The organism is Nocardia sp. NPDC005825 (assembly GCF_040630175.1).
Taxonomy (GTDB): Bacteria; Actinomycetota; Actinomycetes; order Mycobacteriales; family Mycobacteriaceae; genus Nocardia.
On the sequence record NZ_JBEXXC010000003.1, the window covers coordinates 485,576 to 505,334 of the forward strand.

Genomic DNA, 19,759 nt, shown 5'->3' on the forward strand with positions numbered 1-19,759 from the left:
AGAGGGGAGGAGATGCACCTAATCGGGTGGTCAGGGGCGGTTTTCAGGCTTCGGCGGGGACGAGGCCCGGGGTGGAGGGGGACTCCGAACGGGCGGAGGCGGTGGCGAAATGGCGGGCGGTGAGCATCAAGGCCAGGGATAGGGCGAGCATCACCAGCAGGACGGCGGTGGAGGTCCAGAACATGGTGTCGTAGAGGGCTATGTCGGCGCGGATGATGGCTCGGCGGGCGTAGGTCATGGGGGCGATGGCTTGGAAGGGGCGGAAGGCGGGGGGTGTTGTGCCGGCGGGGAATACGCCGCCGAAGGTGAAGATCTGGAACATGTAGAAGGCGAAGGCGGCTATGGAGCCGGTTACTCGGCCGAAGAGGATCACGAACAGGTGGGTTGTGGTGGCGGCTACGGCGCCCACCAGGGCGATCACGGCTGCCATGACGAACCAGTTCTGGGGGGACCAGCCGGTGGAGGCGGAGTAGGCGGCCGCGGCTGCGGCGCAGGCGATTACGGCGGCCACGCCGATCGCCGAGGACCGCAGGGCGGGGATCGCGGTGCGGCGGGCGCGGGTGCGGCCGGTGGCGGATCCTCGCCACGGGCGCAACAGCATCCAGAGCACGATGGCGGCGAGGAAGGTGCCCATGACCACCAGGGCGGGGCCGGCGCCGCGGGAGATCTCCTTGTGGCTGCGGTCGCCGCCGCGGACCACCTGGCTCGGTTCCTGGTTGCGGATGTCCATGGTGACCGGCTCGGCGATCACGTCGGCGGAGGCCGTGGGGTCGGTGATGCGGGGTGCGGCGGCCGCGCCGTCGCGCAGGCCGGTGTCGAGTTGGGTGGCGCCGTCGTCCAATTGGGTGACGCCGGTGCGGAGTTCACGGCCGCCGTCGGAGAGCTGGCGCAGACCGGTGGAGAGTTCGGTCGCGCCGGTGCCGAGTTCGGCCGCGCCGTCGCGCACTTGGGTGGCGCCGTCGGCCAGGGCGAGAACGCCCGCGCGGTATTCGGCCTTGGGGTCGGTCAGCTGGCGGGCCAGTTCCTTGGTGCCGTCACGCAATTGGGTGAGCTGGCCGACGAGCGAATCGGAGTCGCCGGGCTGCGCCTGGCCGATCAGGTCGAGCAGCGGCGTGAGGATCTGGTCGACGCCGTCGCGGATCTGGGTCGCGCCGGTGCCGAGTTGATCGGTGCCGGTGACCAGTTCATGGGCGCCGGTAGCGAGTTGCACGGTGCCGGTGTGGAGTTCACGGGTGCCCGCGACCAGTTGCGAAGCGCCGGTGGCGGCCTCGTCGAGGCCGGTCGAGAGTTGCCCGGAGCCATCGGCAAGCTGGGCGGTGCCCTGCGCCAGCTGGGTCGCGCCCTTGGCCGCGTCCCCGATGCCCCCGCCGAGACTGTTGACGCCGACCAGGATCTGGGAGGCGTAGCCGCGCCCGATGGTCGCCGCGATCTGGCGCTGGGCGTCGGCGACCACGCTATTGGCCACGGCGGGCCCGAGCGTCCCATTGAAGTCGTTGTACCACACCGCGATTCGAGCCCGCTGCGGCACCGGATCGGTCACGCTCAGGACGCTGCGGGTGAAGTCCGCGGGGATGACGACCGAGAAGGCGTACCGGCTCTCCCGCAGGCCTCGCACCGCCTCGGCGCTGCTGACCCGATGGAACTGCAGTTCGCCGCCCGACACCAGGGTGTCGAGAATCTCGGTGCCCATGTTCTGGGCCTTGCCGTCGGAGATACCGCCGACATCGTCGCTGGCGACGGCGACCGGGACCTGCTTCAGGTACAGCTCCGGGTCCCACATGATCCACATGTAGACCGCCGAGATGAGCGTCGGCACCACCAGGAACAGCACCACCAGGACCCGAAGCGGACCCGAGGCCCGGCGTGTCCGGAGCAGCTCGCCGATGCGTGCGCGAATGGATGTCGATCTGTCTGCCACGGCGAAACCCCGATACTGCCCAGTGAAACGGTCGAGCCCAAGCTAGTTGGTCGCTCGACCAGTATGGGTGGATTCGGGGAAATTGTCCTGACGAGTCAGCGAATCGCGTCCACCACCAGCGCCGTCGTGTTATCAGTGCCGCCCCGCCCGAGCGCCGCACCGACCAGCCCCTCCGCGACCTGACCCGCCGAGGACCCCTGCGCCAGGATCGATTTGATGATCGGCATGCCGAGCTGCTTGCCCACCCCGTCACTGCACAGCAGCAGCCGTCCCGAACTCGACCCGGTGGTCGCGCGGCCGATATCGCCGGGCCGCACCGTGCGCACCGACGTGGTCACCAGATGCCGCATACCGGGCAGCGGGTCATGCCCGCGCGCCCGGAAGTACTCGGCCACCGTGTGATCGGTGGTCATGCGATGCAGTACGCGGCCGTTCCAGCGGTAGGCCCGGCAGTCCCCCACCCACGCGATATCGCACGGCCCGTCCGGCTGCCCCTGCGCCGGCAGCACCGCGACCACCAGCACACAGTCGGCGGCCGACTCGGGTAGCTCGTCCACCAATCCCCGCTGCGCTGCCAGGATTCCGGCCTCCGCACCCTCGGTGGCCGCCACCTTGGCCGCGATCGAGGCCGCCAGTCGCGCCGCCCGGGCCGCCGCCAGATGATCGCCGACGCCGTCGGCCACCACGAAAGCGCTACGCCCACTCCGCACATCGGTGAACGTGGCGAAGGCGTCCGCATTGACGGTCCGCCGACCCAACCGGCTCACCCCCGCCCCCGACACCCGGACGAGCAGCGCCCCCGCATCGACCTCGACGTCTCCCACCTCGATGGCTTCGGTGTGCACGACCCGACCTCCTGGGACTCGGCCTCACGGGGTGCTGTCGACCAGCACTACCCATTCAACGGGCGAAACCCCTGCTCCGCTCCCGAATTGCCTGTGGGCTTGCTGAGGAACCGCCGACCCGACCCCTGCACATTCAGTGCTACGTCGTGTAACGGATACCATCGCACCCGTGGCCAAGCTCAAGGTTTCCGTAGACGTCCCGATCCCACCCGACCAGGCCTGGTCGCACGCCTCCGACCTGCCCGAACTGGACAAGTGGCTGACCCTGCACGAGGGCTGGCGCGGAACGGTCCCCGACGAACTCACCCCCGGCACCCGGCTGGTCGGCGTCGCCACCGTCAAGGGCTTCCGCAATCGCGTCACCTGGACCGTCAAGACGGCCGAACCCCCGAACCGGTTGATCCTCAACGGTTCCGGCATCGGCGGCACCAAGTTCGGCATCGAACTGCGGGTCGCACCGAGTTCGAGCGGCTCACAGGTCACCGCGAACTTCGAACTCGGCGGCGCGCCGCTGTTCGGCCCCATCGGCTCGGCCGTCGCGCGCGCCCTGCGCGGCGATATCGAACGCTCCCTCGAACGATTCGTCCAGCTCTACGGCTGACACACCGCAGGCACTAGAATCTGGGCATTCGCACAGGATGCCCGGATGCCTGTGCGCCGAACAGGGTTTGGGAGGCATGGGCGGTCCCGCGCGCGAACAGCCCCGACAGGAACGCAGCCGGCTGCGGCGCGAGGCACTGGTCCGCGCGGCACTGGAGTTGATCGCCGAGCAAGGCCCCGCGGCGGTGACCCATCGAAAGGTGGCCGCCCGCGCCGACCTACCGGGCGCGACGACCGGATACTTCTTCGCCTCCGTCCAGGACCTGATCGACGAGGCGCTCGCACTGCAGGTCCGCGACCGCATCGCCGAATTCGGGCCGATGTTCGAGAACGCCCTCGCCGAACGCCCCACCCTCGACGAACTGCTGCGGCTCATCGCCGTCACCGCCGCCCGCTCCCGCACCGCGGTGATCGCCCAGTTCCAGCTGTACCTGGACGCCGGGCGGCGACCCGAACTGGAGGGTCCCGTCACCGAGGCGCTCGAACAGTTCGAAGCGCTCGCCGTGCGGGTGCTGCGCGCCTGCGGGGCCGTCGATCCCGAGGAGGCGGCCGGGCAGATCGTGGCCATGATCGACGGATTCCTGCTGCATCGCCTCGGCCGGCCGCGCACCCGGGCGGTGGAAGCCGATTCCCTGCACCGGGCGTTGCGCGCGTTGACGCTGTCGCATCTCGCCGGGCCCGAACGCGACGCGGCCGACCGGCTGTTGCAGCGACGCGTCGGGCCGGAACCCGAGTAGCTCCTCGAAACCCCCAGCGGCACAGCGAATCACCCAAAAATCCTGTACAAACGCACAGATTCGAATAATCTGTACACTCGCACAGATTTCAGCCTCGATCGAGATGAGGACATATGCGTTCCGCACTGACCGGCCTCGCCGCCGCGGCGGCCTTCGCGACGATGCTCACGACGCCGGCCGCGGCCGACGCGAGCCCGCACAGTTATGAGGAGTACGTCGCCCTGGGCGACTCGTTCGCGGCCGGACCCCTGGTACCGGCCCAGGGCGGCGACTCGGCGAGCTGCCTGCAATCGGTCGACAACGGGTATCCGGCACGACTGGCCGCCACCCTGGGTATCCGGAACTTCCGGAACGTGACCTGCTCCGGAGCCAAAGCCCAGGACTTCGACAAGGCCGGTCCCGGCTGGGGCCGCGGCGCGACACCGCAGTACGACGCCTTGAGCGCGAGCACCGATCTGGTCACCCTCACCATCGGAGCGAACGACGCCGGACTGTTCGGGGACCTGATCGGCTGCTTGAACCCGGCGCCGGACAATGCCGCCCGCGCCTGCGTGGACCGCTTCACCGGTGGCGGCGTCGACCAACTGGCGGACAAGGTGGACGCCGCCGCCTCGACCATCGGCGCCACCCTCGACGAGATCGCGCGTCGCGCACCCCGCGCGCGCATCATGATCACCAGCTACGGCCAGTACCTGCGCCCCGGCGGATGCCCGGACCTCGCGGCCCCGATCACGGCCCGCGACGCCGACTACCTGCAGACCACCATCGACCGCCTCGGCGACCGCATCGCCGACCAAGCCGCCACCCACAACGCGACCTTCGTCGATCTGCGTCGAGCCAGTCTCGGACACGACTCGTGCGCCGCCCCGCAGGACCGCTGGATCGAGCCGCTGCTGCCAGCCTCCCCGGCCGCGCCGTTCCATCCCAATGCCCTTGGCGGACAGGCGTTCGCGAACCTGATCGCGGAAGCGCTGTGACGCGGTAGCGCCCAGCAGCCGCCTCCCTGTGGCGCGGACGATCAGTCCGTGACCACGTTCATGCGGAGGAACTCGGTGATGCGGAGCAATTTCGGTGGCCGCGCCCCCTTCTCGAGGAAGGCCGGGATGGCCTCGCCCGCTCCGACCAGACGCGGCGCCGTGAGTTCCACTTCCGTCCCGTCGATTCGGAGGCCGGCTCCGCCCGCGGCCAGGACATTGCGCACCCAGTCCGAGCGCGATCCGTACACGGGGACGAACAGGTAGCCGCCGTCGATCGGGTAGGCGTCCATCGGGGTGCGGTAGGTCGCGCCGGAGCTGCGGCCGACATGGGTCAGCACCGGCCACTTCCCGCTCGCGATCGCGCGCGGGTTGAACACCCGCTTGTTCACGTGCCCCCACCATCTCGGCATCGGCATGGTGCATCTCCTTCTGACGGTAGCGCGCATGACGTCGGTGCCTTACATGCGTAAGTCACCCTTACGTTTGTAAGGTTGACTTACGATCGTAAGCCTGTCAACACCTCGTCCAGGGAGCCGCCGTGTCGCGACCATCGCAACCACTGAGCAGGGAACGCGTGCTGGAGGCCGCCATCCGCGTCGCGGACCGTGGTGGCGTGGAAGCGATCACGATGCGGCGGGTGGCACAGGAACTGGGCGTGGAGGCCATGTCGCTGTACCACCACGTGCCGAACAAGGACGGTCTCCTGGACGGTGTGGTCGACACGGTGTTCGCGGCGATCGAGCTCCCCGCGTCCGGAGGCGGCGACTGGCGTGACGCGATTCGCGTGCGCGCCCGATCCGCTCGCGCGGTTCTCTCGCGGCACAGCTGGGCGCTCGGACTCGTGGACTCCCGGCGCAACCCGGGACCGGCCACGCTCCGCAGCCATGACGCGGTGCTCGGCGTACTCCGCGAAGCGGGCTTCCCGCTACCGCTGGCCGCGCACGCGATCTCACTCATCGACAGCTATACCGGCGGATACGTTCTCCAAGAAGCGAACCTGCCGATCACGACACCCGCCGACGTCGACGACGTGGCGAGCGGGATCCTCGAAGGCCTGCCTCCCGATCAATTGCCCCACCTGCGGGAGATGATCGTCGACCACGCCCTCGCGGCGGGCTACGACCACACCGCCGAATTCGCCTACGGCTTGGACCTCATTCTCGATGCGCTCGAGGCTCGCCGGAAGCAGGCCTGATCGACCGGCGGCCGAATCGCCCGAATACCCCGCCCCTCTCCCCCGCCGGTAGGACAATTTCCCGAGACGCCGCCGCGCCCGATCCGCGGCCGTCGCCGACCGGGGAGGGATTCTCGTGCCCGATGAATCATGGCGCGCCGGAACGATGTTCGGCCGCTACCGGCTCGACCGGATGATCGGACGCGGCGGCATGGGTGAGGTCTACGAGGCCTTCGACACCGTCAAGGGACGGACCGTCGCCCTGAAGGTGCTGACCGAACGGCTCGCGGACGATCCGCGGTTCCGGCAACGGTTCGAGCGCGAGGCGCACGTCGCGGCCCGGCTCAAGGAAGCCCACGTCATCCCGATCCACGACTACGGGGAGATCGACGGGAAGCTGTTCCTGGACATGCGCCTCGTCGAGGGCATGAGTCTGCGAGAACTCATCGCGGACAACGGTTTCCTGCCGCCCGCGCGCGCCGTCGCGATCGTCGCGCAGGTGGCCTCCGCCCTCGACGCCGCGCATCGGGACAGCCTCGTGCACCGCGACGTGAAACCCGACAACATCCTGGTCGCGGACGACGACTTCGTGTACCTGGTCGACTTCGGCATCGCCAATACGATGACCTCCGAACGGATGACCACGATCGGGGCGGCGATCGGCTCCTTCTCCTATATGGCCCCGGAGCGGTTCGCCGACAGCCGGACCACGCCGGCCGCGGACACCTACGCGCTCGCCTGCGTGCTGCACGAATGCCTCACCGGGCTGAAGCCCTTCCAGGCCAAGACGGCGCCGCAGCTGATGCATGCTCACCTCTACGCGCCCCCGCCCGCGCCCTCGATGATCCGGCCCGGGGTTCCGCAGGCGCTCGACCAGGTGGTCGCGCGCGGCATGGCGAAGGATCCGGCCGACCGGTTCCCGACCGCGGGCATGCTGGCCGTGGCCGCCAAAGCCGCGGTGGCACCGGAGCACACGCCGGTCGTGACCACCATCGGGTCGATGCCGATGCCGTACTTCGGTGTGCCGCAGCCAGGTCCGATGGACGCCGCACCACCGCGGCAGACCGCACCACCGCCTCGTTCCCGCCGGAAGCCGTTGCTCATCGGCATCGTCGTTCTCGTGGCCGCGCTCATCGCCGGTCTGGTCACCTGGCAGGTGCTGCGCCGATCGGGCGGTTCGGAACTCGACCTCGCCGCGCTCGACGTCGGCCACTACTCGACCACGCCGCGAAAGTTCACCGGCTCGCCCACCGTGGAGGAGGGCCGGGCCCTCGCCGCGAGCGCGATCGCCGAGGGCATGCCCGATCCGTTCCAGATCGACACCTCCCTCGATCACCGCTACGGGACCGCGCAGACGAGTCCGGCCGGGGCAGCGACCATGATCGCCGGGACCAGCACGCCACTCACCCAGCCCGTGATGGAGAAGTACGGGATGATCAGCGCCTACGGGGTGGTCGGTCTCACCAAGCGATTCACCGATTGGAGCAGCAAGCCGGAGGGCAACATGCTGCTGATCCTGACCATGTCCTATCCGAACCCGGACGCCGCGGCCCGCGCGGCGACGGAGATGGAGGCGGTCGACTTCGCCGCCAGCCCCGACAATGTCCGGATCCCGATCCCCGGATTCGCCCAGGCGCACGCCCACTATCGGCCGACCTCGCCGACCATCGGCGCGACCTGGTCGTACCGCACCTTCGTGACCTCCATCATCGCGGCGCTGGATATGACACGACTCGACGCCGACGCCCTCGCCCAGCGCGTCGGCCAGGTGTTCACCGCCCAGTCCCCGCTGCTCGACAACGTGCGCATGGTCGTGGACGCCTCGCTGACCATGCAGACCCGCGATCCGGATCAGATGCTGCACCGGGCCTTCGTCACCAATGACCAGCAGCTGATCTCCCCCACGTACGGCAGCATCGGTCCCCGCGCGGCGTCGCTGTGCGAGAACGCCCAACCGCATCGGGACCGCCTGTCGGAGAAGGCCGGGATCGACCGGTGCGCGACCACCAACGAGAGCAATGTGCTGCGCGCCCGCGACGAGGACGCCGCGCGGACGTTTCTCACCGGGACGGTGAAGTCCGACCGAGCCGAGTACATCAAGCGCGACATCGACGCCCCGCCCAAGCTGGGCGCGGCGCGCTGCTTCGAGGCCAAGGACTCGATCTGGGCCGCCGACGCCAACGTCCGGTTCCAGTGCGGCGTGACGTTCGGCAGACATATCGCCTTCGTCTGGAGTAATGACGAGCAGGATGTGCGCCGGCGCGCCGCTGCCCAGTACGTGATCCTGGCGAACAGTTAGCCCGCCCCGCGCCGCCGAATCCGGTGCGCCGGAATCGGAAAGAACCGGAGGGGCGGTTCGGCGGACATGCGCCTCATCCCGTGTTCTGATGTAACGCGTTCCATTTCTGGACGAGAGGTTTCGCGACGTGAAGACCCGTCTCCTGCTCAGCGCGGCCGTGCTCGGAGTGACCGCCGTGGTACTTCCGGCACCCGCGCAGGCTGCGCCGGCCGCCTTCGACTTGCAGGCCCATCGTGGCGGACGCGGACTGACGGTGGAGAACACCCTGCCCGCCTTCGCGCGGGCGCTGGAAATCGGCGTCACCACACTCGAATTGGATGTCGCGATCACCAAGGACGGCCACGACGTCGTCACACACGACAGCAAGGTCGACGGTGCGAAATGCAATGACACCGGGCCGGTCACCTCGGGGGACGCGCAGTATCCGTATGTCGGGAAGCTGGTGAAAGATCTGACCTTCGAGCAGGTCCGCACCGTGGACTGCGGCTCGAAGGCGCAGTCGGATTTCCCCGGTCAACACACCTCCCCCGGTGCCAAAATGCCAACTCTGGCCGAGATTTTCGAGCTCGCGCGTAGTCGGGGTGCAACCTCGATGTCGTTCAGCATCGAGTTGAAGACCGATCCTTCCGGCGGCGACACCCGGCCGGCCGCCGACTTCGTGGATCGCGTGGTCGGCGAGGTGGGCCGGTCCGGATTCGATCGCACGGTGAAGATCCAGAGCTTCGACTGGGGCGCCTTGCAGATCATGCATCGGGTGAACCCGGCTCTGCCGCTCTATGCGCTCACGGACCCGACCAAGGTGTATCCGTTCTCGCCGTGGCTGGGTGGCCTGCATCCGATCATGTACGGCGGCAGTCTGGTCAAGACCGCGAAATCCTTCGGCGCGAAGGCGATTCAGCCGATGGAGTCGCTGCCGCCGGACGGCTCGGTGCAGATTCCGCTGATCACCCGGAGCATGGTCGAGGAGGCGCACGACAACGGCATATTGATCATTCCGTGGACTCCCAATGACGCGGCCACCATGCGCACACTGATCGGCAAGGGTGTGGACGGGATCATCACCGACTATCCCGACCGGTTGCGCGATGTGCTGACCGAGCGGGGCATGCCGCTGCCGACCCCCTATCCCTGACCCGCTCGGGGCAGTGTCGGCCGGCGTGTGATGTTGCGATCCGGGTATCGCGTCGGATCCCACATGGGTGTCAACGCTGGTCACTGGAGCCGCCGACCGCTGCGACCAACAGCGGTTCCAGTTCGGCGGCGACCAGTTCCAGGGGTCGCAGGGAGCGTTCGACGCGGGACAGCACGATCGCGCCCTCGATCGCGGAGAGGCTGAGGGTGGCGAGGCTTTCGGCGCGGACCATGGGCACTCCCGCGCCGGTGAGCGAAGCGACCAGAGCGGTGCGCCAGCGGGCGAGGATGGTGGCGGCCTCCGGGTGCAGGGCGCGATCGTCCTCGGAGCCGCCGACCGCGACCGCGACGGCGGGGCACACCGCGTGAAAGTCGCCGTCACGCAACAGCTGCCGCCAGAATTCGACCAGGCGACGCAGGGCCTGGCGAGGACCGTCTTCCGCGGAAGACTCGATGAGATCGGTGATGGCGTCCCCGGCCAGCCCCAGGCTCTCGCTCAGCAATTGCCGCCGCCCGCCGGGAAAGTGGTGGTAGACCGAGCCGCGCGGCGCACCGGTGCGAGCCAGTACGGCATCGATGGTCACGCCCGCCGAACCGCGTTCGCGCAACAGCTCCACGCCGCCGATCAGCATTCGCCGTCTGGTCGTCCCGCGTTCCGCCATCGCTAGGCCTCGAGTTCCAGGGCGGCCTTCACAGCCGCCAGATTGGCCCGCATATTGCGTTCCCACTCCACCAGGCGATTGGCGACGATGCGGGCCTCCTTCTCCGGCAAGGCGGTGATAGCCACGTTCAGGCCCGACGGCCCCGGTCCCATCCGGCCCCATTGCCGCACGATCACTCCGGAATTGGCCGGGTCGACTTCGAAACCCCAGGTGGCGCTGACGCCTTCGGGACCGTGCACCGCCCACACCCAGCGCCGCTCGGCTTCGACCTCGATCACCTCGCACTCGGTGCTCCAGTCGCCGAGAGCCTGGTGCCGGTTCGTACCCCGGAAGCGCGCACCGACCACGACCCCGTCCGACTCGCCCAGCCACTCCACCGTCGCCAGTTCCTCGGAGACCCGGGAGGGCAGCGTGATGTCGGTGACCAATGCCCACGCCTGGGCGGGGGTACAGGTGACACGTTCGGATACTTCGACGGTCGGTTGATCGCGATAGCGCACGGTGAAACCTTTCGGGGTTCCCAACAACAGTTTCTATGGTCTATAACATAGTCCATGGTCGCATTGGAGCCCACTCGGAAATCGCTGCAGGTCGGCGTCGTCATCGAACCCCGCCTGCCCGGCGCGGCCGACTTCGCGATGGAGGCCGAGAAACTCGGCGTCACCTCGCTGTGGGTGCCGGAGGTGTGGGGTTACGACGCCCTCACCGGGCTCGCCTACCTGGCCGCCAAGACCACTTCGATCGGACTGGGCACCTTCGTCGTCCAGCTGGGCTCCCGTTCACCCGCGCTGCTCGCCACGTCGGCACTGAGCCTGCAAGAGCTGTCCGGCGGCCGATTCCGGCTCGGCATCGGCGTATCCGGTCCGCGGGTCATGGAAGGCTGGCACGGCGTGCGGTTCCGAAAGCCGGTGCGCACCACCCGGGAAACCATCGAGATCGTGCGATTGATCAGCCACGGAGAGCCCCTGGAGTACGACGGCGAGGTCTACACCCTCCCGCTGCCCGACAGCGCCGGGCGCGCGCTGCGTCCGCTGGTCGCGCCGCGCGAGGTGCCGATCTACGTGGCGTCCATGGGCCCGGCGAACCTGCGCCTCACCGGCGCGGCCGCGGATGGCTGGCTGGGCAATGCCTTCATTCCCGAGGCCGGTGAGGTGTTCCTGGATCCCCTGCGCGAAGGCGCGGAATCAGCCGGGCGCACCCTCGGTGACCTCGATCTGGTCGCACCGGTCGCCGTCGAGTTCGCCGATGACGAGGCCGATGCGGCGCAACGGGTTCGCCGTCATGCCGAGGGGTACGCGTTCACCATCGGGGCCATGGGTGCGGCGGGGCGCAACTTCTACAACGAGGCTTTCACCCGACTCGGTTTCGGGCCCGCGGTGCGGCAGGTGGCCGAACTCTGGGCATCGGGCAATCGCGAGGAGGCCCGGCGGGCGGTGCCGCTCGAACTGGGCAGCCACACAAACCTGGTCGGTACGACGGAGACGATCGCCGCACGAATCGAGCAGTACCGGGCGGCCGGGATCTCGACACTGCTGGCAAAGCTGGAAACGCCGTTCGAGGAGCAGTTGATCACGTTGCGCCGACTTCTCGACCTGACGCACGCCTGAACCGCGGCGACTCGGATAGCAGAAGGGCCCGGAACCGATTGGTTCCGGGCCCTTCTACTTAGTAGCGGGGACAGGATTTGAACCTGCGACCTCTGGGTTATGAGCCCAGCGAGCTACCGAGCTGCTCCACCCCGCGTCGGTGAACACAACATTACACACGGGCTAGCAGATGCACCAAATCGGGTGGTCAGACGGGATTTTGCGGGGGTGCGGGCACGCCGGGCGAGGGGTGCGTGGCGAATCAGACCGGACGGTTGCCCATTAAGTGGAGCCATTGGAGTGAAAATCCTCCATTTGAGAGCCTCGCGCACGCGTATGGCCGTTGGCATACGCCAGAAACGTGACCGGAGTCACAAATTCCCGGTGATTCGAGTCACATCACGGTGAGATAACAGACCGATCTGGTTCAGCATTTACAGCATAGCCAACCTGCATCAACGCCGATTTTTCAGTCATTCGCTTCATGCAATTCTGAAGTTATCAAGACGTGATCTGCCGAGATTTCCTCGTTATCGTCAGTCGCGGCCCGGACCAAACTGCGATGGGCTCCGACTCGAACCGCTGCACTCCGGAAACCCTGTCCCGCGGTCGAGCACCCCGACTCCTGGGGACAGGGACACGGCGGAGCATCCGCGCCGGGCCGGTCGGCACAGGGAGGGAAAAACACATGAAACAGAACCGGAAGATCAACACTCGCGCCCTCGGCCTCGCCGCCGTCACCGGCGCACTTGTTGCCGTCCCGTTCGGCTTCACCGCGACCGCCTCCGCCGCTCCGGCCCACGACTGGGACGGCGTCGCCCAGTGCGAGAGCGGCGGCAACTGGGGCATCAACACCGGCAACGGCTACTACGGCGGCCTGCAGTTCTCGCAGAGCACCTGGGCCGCCAACGGTGGTTCCGGCAACGCCGCCAGCGCCAGCAAGGCCGAGCAGATCCGGGTGGCCGAGAACGTGCTCGCCTCCCAGGGCGTCGGCGCCTGGCCGGTCTGCGGCCAGTACCTGCGCGCGGGCATCTCCGAGCCCGAGCCCGCCCCGGAGCCCGCGGCCCCCGCGCCTGTTTCCCCCGCGGCCCCCACCGACCGCCAGGCCCTGATCGACCAGGCCAAGGGCGTCGCCAACACCGTCGCCGAGCAGCTGGGCATGCAGGATCAGTACAACCAGATCCTCGCCTCGAACGCCGGCCTCATCGAGACCTGGGGCAAGTAACCCGAATCTCCTTCCTTTTCGGAAGATATGGAAAGGTGCTGCGTCAATGGCGACGCGGCACCTTTCGCTATTTCGAGGCAATAATTCTTATTGTGCGACAGTAATTTCCGAACCTCGAAAAGCGAAAGGCGCTGTCATCCAACGGATGACAGCGCCTCTCACGTTCAACGGATCAGCTACCGGCCTTCTGGTAGTTGTTCACCGCGGTCTGCAACTGCTCGAGCGCCTTGCCCAGCGCGCCCAGATCGCCCGACTTCTGCGCGTCCTGCACCTGCCGCAGCGCGTCGTCGAGCTGCTTCACCGCCGCGTCCTTACCGGTGGATCCGGTCGGCGGGGGCGGATTGGCCGGTGGCGTCGCGCCCTGGGTGGGCGGTGTAACCGCTTGTCCCGGTTGATCGGTCGCGGCATTGCCCGCGGCGGGCAGGATCTGGTCGAGGGCTTCCTTGACCGTCGCGCCGTAACCGACCTTGTCGCGGTAGCTCGCCAGCACCTTCACCAGCTGCGGGAAGGACGGCGCGTTCGGACCGCCGGTATTGCGTTCCAGATACCAGGGTTCGACGTAGAGGATGCCGCCGTCACCGACCGGCAGAGTCAGCAGATTGCCGTACTTGATCTTGTTGACATTGCCGCCCGTCAACAGGTTCCGGTCCCTCGACACTTGATCGGCCGTCGTCATGGACGTCTGCGTCTGACCCGGGCCCGAGGTCTGTGAATCCGCGGGCAATCGGAGCACGGTCAGCTTGCCGTAGTTCGCCGGATCCGAATTCGCCTGCAGGTAGGCGGACATGTAGTTCCGCTTGTAGCCCACGATGGCGCTGGTCAGATTGAACTGCGGCTTACCGGTTTTCGGATCGCCGAGCAGCACGTAGTACGGCGGCTGGTGGGCGCTGCTGGCCGCACCCTCCTGGGTCGGATCATTGGGGACCGACCAGAAGGCGTTGCCGTTGAAGAACTCCACCGGATCGTCCACGTGGTACTTGGCGAGCATCTCGCGCTGCACCTTGAACAGATCCTCGGGATAGCGGAAGTGCGACCGCAGTTCGTCGGAGATCTCGCTCTCCGGCTTCACCGAGTTCGGGAACACGCCCATCCACGCCTGCAGGACCGGGTCCTTCTTGTCCACCTCGTAGAGGTTGACGGTGCCGTCGTAGGCATCGACCGTCGCCTTGACCGAGTTGCGGATGTAGGAGACTTCCTTGCGGGGTAGTAGACGCCCCGTGGCCTGATCGATGCTGTCCTCGACCGCGCCGTCCAGCGGAGTCTTCTGCGCGTACGGGTAGTTGTCGAGGCTGGTGTAGGCGTCCACGATCCAGACGATGCGGCCCTTCACCACGGCCGGATAGGCATTGCCGTCGGCGGTCAGCCACGGCGCGACCTTGGTGACTCGCTCACGCGGACTGCGATTGAAGATGATCTTCGAGTCGGATCCGATGGCGCCCGAGAACAGGATGTTGCGCTCGGCGTACTTGGCCGCGAAGGCCAGCCGGTTGAACCAGTTGCCGATCTTCACACCGCCGGCACCGGCGTAGGTGAACTGGTCGGTGGGAGTGTCGTATTCCCGCGGGGACTGGCCGTTGGCGCCGACGATGGCGTAGTCGGCGTCGCTCTTGGCGATCAGCTCGCCGTAGTAGATGCGCGGCTGGTCGACCGGGATGGCCTCCTTGAGCCCGGCCTTCTTGGTGATCAGGTCGCTGACCGTGGACATGTCGCCGACGGTGAACACCGGATAGCCGTAGCCGCCGTTGGAGTCATTGCTGCCCGCGCTCTGCCCGGCCTGCTGGGATTCCTTGGGCGGGGCCGCGTTCACCTTGTTGGCGGGCGAGGCCACGAAGCCGTTGCCGTGCGTGTACACGGTGTGCTTGTTGAGCCAGTTGGTCTGGTTCTCCGACAGGTTCTGCGGCTGGAGCTCGCGCGCCGCCACCACGTAGTCGCCCAGTTCACCGTTGACGGTGTAGCGGTCGATGTCGAGCGGGTCGGGGAAGCCGTAGAAGTTCTGCAGCTGCTGATTGCGCTGAATGAACGTCTGGGTCAGCAGGTTCGGGTCCAGCAGGCGGATGTTCTTGATGGTCTGCTGGTCGGCGGGCGAGCTGACCTGGTCATTGGTCGCGACGCCCTTGTAGTTGACGTACTCGACCTTGTCCGGGGTGAGCCCGTAGGCCGCGCGGGTGGCGTCGATATTGCGCTCGATGTAGGCGCGCTCCTTGGTCGCCGCGTTCGGGCGCACCGAGAACTGCTCCACCAGCAGCGGCCACACCGCGCCCACCAGCACCGAGGACAGCACCAGCAGCGCCGCCGCCATGGCCGGAATGCGCAAGTCGCGCAGCACGACTCCGGCGAAGAAGGCGATGGCGCAGATGACCGCGATCGACAGCAGGATCAGCTTGGCGGGCAGCACCGCGTTGATGTCGGTGTAGGAACCGCCGGTGAAGGTCGGTTCCTTACGGGTGCTCGACAGCAGCGCGTACCGGTCGAACCAGTAGGCGACCGCCTTGAGCGCCACGAAGATTCCGGCCAGGATCGCCAGCTGCACCCGCGCGGAGTTGCTCAGCGTGCCCTCCCGCCCCGACAGCCGCAGCCCGCCGAAGACGTAGTGCGCCACCAGGTTCGCGAAGAAGGCGATCACCACCGCCACGAACAGCCAGTTCAGCACCATGCGATAGAACGGCAGGTCGAAGGCGTAGAAGCCGACGTCGAGATGGAACTGCGGGTCCTGCACCCCGAACGAGCCGCCGTGCAGGAACAGCTGCACCGTCACCCAGTTCGACTGCGCCACCAGCCCCGACAGCACGCCGATGAGCACCGGGATGCCCAGGCCGAACAGGCGCAGCCGGCTCATCACCGTGGTGCGGTAGCGGGCGATCGGATCGCCGGGACCGCTGACCGGCACGAACACCGGCCGGGTGCGGTAGGCCAGCAGCAGCGCCAGCCAGATGATCGCCGCCACGACCACCGCGACCACCAGGAACAGCAGCACCCGGGTGAGCAGCACGGTGTGGTAGACGTTGCGGAACCCCACCTCCCCGAACCACAACCAGTTCGTATAGGCGTCGGTCAGCCGGGGCCCGACCAGTAACAGGGCGGCCAGCACCAGGGCTGTGACGAGCAGAATGCGGCTGCGTCGCGACAGCGAAGGTAAGCCGGTCGGGGGGCGCATGCCCACGATGCCACTCTCCCAGGGTCCGGCGACGTCCGAGCCGGGAAACCGGCGCCGAACGTCGCAGTCCGATGATGCGAGCTGGTCCCAGGGGACCGTTCGCGCCCCACTCTACGTAAAACGCCCGCCGCGCGGCCCAACACCTGCCGCGTCGGACAGGTATTCACGAGATGCGAGGATGACCGGGTGAATCCAGAGCAGTGGGCGGCGTCGGCCCTGTACCGGTGCATTCGGGAAGTCGCGGAGTATGTCGACGGTGAGGGCTGGGACCGGCCGCCGCAGATGTTCGCGCTGGTCCCGACCGCGGACCTGGTCGCCGCCGAGCCCGCGCTGCTGGATCAGCTCGACGAGAAGGACGCGCTGACTCCCATTGCGCAGGAGCCGTTCCCGGAGGACATCGCCGGGGAGGCCGACGCCATGGCGCTCGACGAATTCCTGGGCACCACCAGCTGGCCGGCCTCGGTCGAAGGCTGTGTGCTGGTGCAGCAGATCGTGGTGCTGCCGCCGACCGCCGAGCAGTCGCTCGACGACGCCATCGCTCCCCTACTCGCCGACCGGGACGCCGCCGACCAGGCCGGTCGCCAGGCGGCGCTCACCCACGCCGAACGCCGCGACGCCCGGCTGTTCGTCGGCGTGCTGCGCGACGGCACCTCGCTGTCGCTGCTGCAGGTGCGGCCCAGCGAGGAGGAAGAGGACCCGTTCGGCGACCTCGACCTGCGCACCGCGCCGAACCTCGCCCCGAATCTGGTCGAGGCGCTGCTGCACACCCTCGAGAACGACCCCGACGAGTTCTGACCCCGCACCGGGCGCGGATCAGCCGCAGGTCGGCGCGTCCTTGCCCGCATTGATGTCGTCGAGGGCCTGGACCGCGCCGGACAGGTTCTCGACCTTCACCAGGCGCAGGCCCGCGGGCGTGCGCTGCGCGGCCTCGTTGCAGTTGGCGGCCGGGACCAGGAAGGTCTCGGCGCCCTTGTCGCGCGCGGCGATCATCTTGTACTGGATGCCGCCGATCGGGCCGACCTTGCCGTCCGGATCGATGGTGCCGGTGCCCGCCACGAACTTGCCGCCGGACAGGTCGCCGGGGGTGAGCTTGTCGATCAGGGCGAGGGTGAACATGAGTCCGGCCGAGGGGCCGCCGATCTCGCCGAGATTGAACGCCACCTTGATCGGGCCCTTGGAGATCTCGTCGGGCGTGATGCCCAGGTAGCCCTTGCCGGAGTCGTCGGGGCGCGGGGCCAGGGTGATCTCGGCGGTCTGCTCGACGCCGTCGCGACGGAAGACCACGCCGATGGCGGTGCCGGGCTTGACCGAGGAGACCGCGGCGACAACGTCTTTCGCGGTGACGATGTGCTTGCCGTCCACCGTCACCAGCTCGTCGCCCTTGCGCAGCACATCCTTGGCGGGGCCGTCGTCGGAGACATTCGCGAGCTGGACCGCGGTCGGCAACTTCAGATAGTTGAGCGCCGCCAATTCGGCGGAGTCCTCGGAATCCTTGAACTGCTGCTGATTGGATTTGTCTACATCGTCACGTGTCTGCCCCGGCGGATACACCTCGGCGCGCGGCACCAATCCGTGTTCGCCGCCGATCCACAGCCGGAACGCGTCGAAGATATTCAGCTGATCGCGAACGGAGACGGTCGTCATATTGAGATTGCCGGAAGCGGATTTCAGCTCCGCGCCCTGCACGTCGACCACCTGTTTACCGTCGAATTCGCCCAGCGTATTGAAGGTCGGCCCTGGTCCGAGCGCCACGAACGGCACCGTGACGACACTGCCAACGATACCCAGCGCCAGAATCGGGATCAGAGCGGCGAGCAGGGTGAATATCCGACGGTTCACGCGGCCAAGGGTACTGGTCATCGAGGCCATTGCCGCGCTCCGCTCGGCGGTTCGTGTGATCTGCGGCTCCAGTACCGTAGTGGGTATGAGTGATTTCCCGTTCGGATTCTCGAATCGCGACGACGACCCGGAGCGCAAGCCCGGCGACGAGTCCAGCGGTTCTGGTGCGAACAACCCGTTCGGATTCGCCATGGGCGGCCCGGGCGGTGGCGGATTCGATCCCTCGCAACTCGGCCAGATGCTCTCGCAGCTGGGCGCCATGTTCTCCAGCATGGGTCAGCCGGGCGGGGCCCAGGCCGGACCGGTCAATTACGACATCGCCAAGCGGCTGGCCCGCCAGCAATTGGGCGCGAGCGTGGCGCCGGTCTCCGCGGGTACGCAGAAGGCCGTGACCGACGCCTCGCACCTGGCGGAACTGTGGCTCGACGCGGCCACCACCTTCCCGGCCGGCGCGAGCAAGACCGTGGCCTGGACCGCCAACGACTGGATCGAGGAGACGCTGCCCACCTGGAAGCGGCTCTGCGACCCGGTGGCCGAACAGGTTTCGGGCATGTGGACCGCGACACTGCCGGCCGAGGCCCGCGAATTCGCCGGGCCGATGATGGGCATGCTGGGCCAGATGGGCGGGCTCGCCTTCGGTTCGCAGCTGGGCCAGGCCCTGGGCCAGCTCGCCAAGGAGGTGCTGACCTCCACCGATATCGGGCTGCCGCTGGGTCCCGCCGGCACCGCCGCGCTGCTGCCCACCGCCATCTCCGAATTCAGCGCCGGGCTCGAGCAGCCCGAGAGCGAGATCCTGGTCTACCTGTCCGCCCGCGAGGCCGCCCACCAGCGGCTGTTCGCGCACGTGCCGTGGCTGCGCCAGCAGGTGCTGGGTGCGGTCGAGGACTACGCGCGCGGCATCAAGATGGACTTCTCGGCCATCGAGCAGGCCGCGGCGGGCCTGGACCCGATGACCCTGGCGCAGGATCCGTCCAAGCTGGAAGAGCTGCTGTCCCAGGGGACTTTCGAACCGCAGACCACGCCGGAGCAGAAGGCCGCGCTGGAACGGCTGGAAACCCTGCTCGCCCTGATCGAGGGCTGGGTGGAGACCGTGGTCAGCGACGCCGTGGGCGACCGGCTGCCCGGCGCGGGCGCGCTGGCCGAGACGCTGCGCCGCCGCCGCGCCACCGGCGGCCCCGCCGAGCAGACCTTCGCGACCCTGGTCGGACTGGAGCTGCGGCCGCGCAAGGTGCGCGAGGCCGCCGCGCTGTGGCGGCGACTGACCGACGACACCGGCCTCGAGAAGCGCGACGGCGTCTGGGCCCACCCCGACCTGCTGCCCGACTCCTCGGACCTGGACTCCCCGGCGGGCTTCATCGACTCGGTGCTGGGCGGCGGCTCGACGGTGTTCGACGACCCGCTGGCGCAGCTGGCCGAGACCGAGGCGCGCGAACGGGCCGAGAAGGAGGCCCGCGGCGGCGACGCCGAGACCGGAACCTCGGACGGGGAAGACGCGAAGTAAGAGTTGTGGATAACCCGCGAAAGCGCTGATCAACAAGCGTTTTCGCGGGTTTCCGCAGGTCCGGGGACGCGCAGACTGACGCTATGACGACAGTGACATCCCCACCCACCA

Annotated in this window: 17 protein-coding genes and 1 tRNA gene; 10 read left to right on the forward strand and 8 right to left on the reverse strand. The window is 68.0% G+C overall.

From position 1 onward, the window contains the following. Window positions 1–43 precede the first annotated feature (43 nt). Window positions 44–1,918: a YhgE/Pip family protein gene (locus ABZ382_RS11105; protein WP_357086820.1), complete on the reverse strand. Its 1,875-nt coding sequence runs from the start codon at window positions 1,916–1,918 to the stop codon at window positions 44–46. Window positions 1,919–2,013: 95 nt separating this feature from the next. Next, window positions 2,014–2,763 carry a protein phosphatase 2C domain-containing protein gene (locus ABZ382_RS11110; protein ID WP_357086822.1) on the reverse strand — a complete coding sequence of 250 codons (750 nt, stop codon included), beginning with the start codon at window positions 2,761–2,763 and terminating at the stop codon, window positions 2,014–2,016. 169 nt (window positions 2,764–2,932) lie between these two features. Between ABZ382_RS11110 and ABZ382_RS11115 the strand changes: the two genes are divergently transcribed. The 3 genes from ABZ382_RS11115 to ABZ382_RS11125 all read left to right on the forward strand — a co-directional run bounded on the left by ABZ382_RS11115 (window position 2,933) and on the right by ABZ382_RS11125 (window position 5,077). Then, window positions 2,933–3,364 (forward strand): SRPBCC family protein, encoded by a 432-nt coding sequence (locus tag ABZ382_RS11115; RefSeq protein ID WP_357086824.1) that lies wholly within the window; start codon window positions 2,933–2,935, stop codon window positions 3,362–3,364. Window positions 3,365–3,440: 76 nt separating this feature from the next. Then, window positions 3,441–4,100 (forward strand): TetR family transcriptional regulator, encoded by a 660-nt coding sequence (locus ABZ382_RS11120; RefSeq protein ID WP_357086826.1) that lies wholly within the window; start codon window positions 3,441–3,443, stop codon window positions 4,098–4,100. A 113-nt stretch (window positions 4,101–4,213) separates the two neighbouring features. After that, window positions 4,214–5,077 (forward strand): SGNH/GDSL hydrolase family protein, encoded by an 864-nt coding sequence (locus ABZ382_RS11125; RefSeq protein ID WP_357086828.1) that lies wholly within the window; start codon window positions 4,214–4,216, stop codon window positions 5,075–5,077. 41 nt (window positions 5,078–5,118) lie between these two features. On the opposite strand, the gene ABZ382_RS11130 is transcribed toward ABZ382_RS11125, so the two are convergent. Then, window positions 5,119–5,493: a nitroreductase/quinone reductase family protein gene (locus ABZ382_RS11130; protein ID WP_357086831.1), complete on the reverse strand. Its 375-nt coding sequence runs from the start codon at window positions 5,491–5,493 to the stop codon at window positions 5,119–5,121. Window positions 5,494–5,615: 122 nt separating this feature from the next. Between ABZ382_RS11130 and ABZ382_RS11135 the strand changes: the two genes are divergently transcribed. The 3 genes from ABZ382_RS11135 to ABZ382_RS11145 all read left to right on the forward strand — a co-directional run bounded on the left by ABZ382_RS11135 (window position 5,616) and on the right by ABZ382_RS11145 (window position 9,682). Continuing rightward, window positions 5,616–6,272 (forward strand): TetR/AcrR family transcriptional regulator, encoded by a 657-nt coding sequence (locus ABZ382_RS11135; RefSeq protein ID WP_357086834.1) that lies wholly within the window; start codon window positions 5,616–5,618, stop codon window positions 6,270–6,272. A gap of 115 nt (window positions 6,273–6,387) precedes the next feature. After that, window positions 6,388–8,550 carry a serine/threonine-protein kinase gene (locus tag ABZ382_RS11140; RefSeq protein WP_357086836.1) on the forward strand — a complete coding sequence of 721 codons (2,163 nt, stop codon included), beginning with the start codon at window positions 6,388–6,390 and terminating at the stop codon, window positions 8,548–8,550. Window positions 8,551–8,677: 127 nt separating this feature from the next. Next, complete coding sequence (locus ABZ382_RS11145; protein ID WP_357086839.1) at window positions 8,678–9,682, forward strand: glycerophosphodiester phosphodiesterase family protein; 1,005 nt, start codon at window positions 8,678–8,680, stop codon at window positions 9,680–9,682. 70 nt (window positions 9,683–9,752) lie between these two features. On the opposite strand, the gene ABZ382_RS11150 is transcribed toward ABZ382_RS11145, so the two are convergent. Further along, window positions 9,753–10,313, reverse strand: a complete 561-nt coding sequence (locus tag ABZ382_RS11150) for a TetR/AcrR family transcriptional regulator (protein ID WP_357086842.1) — start codon at window positions 10,311–10,313, stop codon at window positions 9,753–9,755. Window positions 10,314–10,345: 32 nt separating this feature from the next. After that, the gene (locus ABZ382_RS11155) at window positions 10,346–10,843 is read right to left on the reverse strand and encodes an SRPBCC family protein (protein ID WP_357086844.1); all 498 of its coding nucleotides are present in this window, start codon (window positions 10,841–10,843) and stop codon (window positions 10,346–10,348) included. Between the two features lie 54 nt (window positions 10,844–10,897). Between ABZ382_RS11155 and ABZ382_RS11160 the strand changes: the two genes are divergently transcribed. Continuing rightward, a complete protein-coding gene (locus tag ABZ382_RS11160) occupies window positions 10,898–11,950 on the forward strand; it encodes an LLM class flavin-dependent oxidoreductase (RefSeq protein ID WP_357086846.1) in 1,053 nt (350 codons plus the stop codon). Between the two features lie 62 nt (window positions 11,951–12,012). On the opposite strand, the gene ABZ382_RS11165 is transcribed toward ABZ382_RS11160, so the two are convergent. Next, a tRNA-Met gene (locus tag ABZ382_RS11165) sits at window positions 12,013–12,086 on the reverse strand. Between the two features lie 531 nt (window positions 12,087–12,617). Here ABZ382_RS11165 and ABZ382_RS11170 point away from each other — a divergent pair. Beyond that, window positions 12,618–13,154, forward strand: coding sequence for a transglycosylase family protein (locus ABZ382_RS11170; RefSeq protein ID WP_357086848.1), 537 nt, complete (start codon window positions 12,618–12,620; stop codon window positions 13,152–13,154). 172 nt (window positions 13,155–13,326) lie between these two features. On the opposite strand, the gene ABZ382_RS11175 is transcribed toward ABZ382_RS11170, so the two are convergent. Continuing rightward, window positions 13,327–16,314 carry a UPF0182 family protein gene (locus ABZ382_RS11175; protein ID WP_357086851.1) on the reverse strand — a complete coding sequence of 996 codons (2,988 nt, stop codon included), beginning with the start codon at window positions 16,312–16,314 and terminating at the stop codon, window positions 13,327–13,329. A 180-nt stretch (window positions 16,315–16,494) separates the two neighbouring features. Here ABZ382_RS11175 and ABZ382_RS11180 point away from each other — a divergent pair, with 180 nt between their 5' ends. Beyond that, window positions 16,495–17,103 (forward strand): PPA1309 family protein, encoded by a 609-nt coding sequence (locus ABZ382_RS11180; RefSeq protein WP_357086854.1) that lies wholly within the window; start codon window positions 16,495–16,497, stop codon window positions 17,101–17,103. Between the two features lie 18 nt (window positions 17,104–17,121). On the opposite strand, the gene ABZ382_RS11185 is transcribed toward ABZ382_RS11180, so the two are convergent. Further along, the gene (locus tag ABZ382_RS11185) at window positions 17,122–18,147 is read right to left on the reverse strand and encodes a PDZ domain-containing protein (protein ID WP_357086856.1); all 1,026 of its coding nucleotides are present in this window, start codon (window positions 18,145–18,147) and stop codon (window positions 17,122–17,124) included. 85 nt (window positions 18,148–18,232) lie between these two features. On the opposite strand from ABZ382_RS11185, the gene ABZ382_RS11190 reads away from it, so the two are divergent. After that, complete coding sequence (locus tag ABZ382_RS11190; RefSeq protein ID WP_357086859.1) at window positions 18,233–19,648, forward strand: zinc-dependent metalloprotease; 1,416 nt, start codon at window positions 18,233–18,235, stop codon at window positions 19,646–19,648. The last annotated feature ends 111 nt before the right edge of the window (window positions 19,649–19,759 follow it).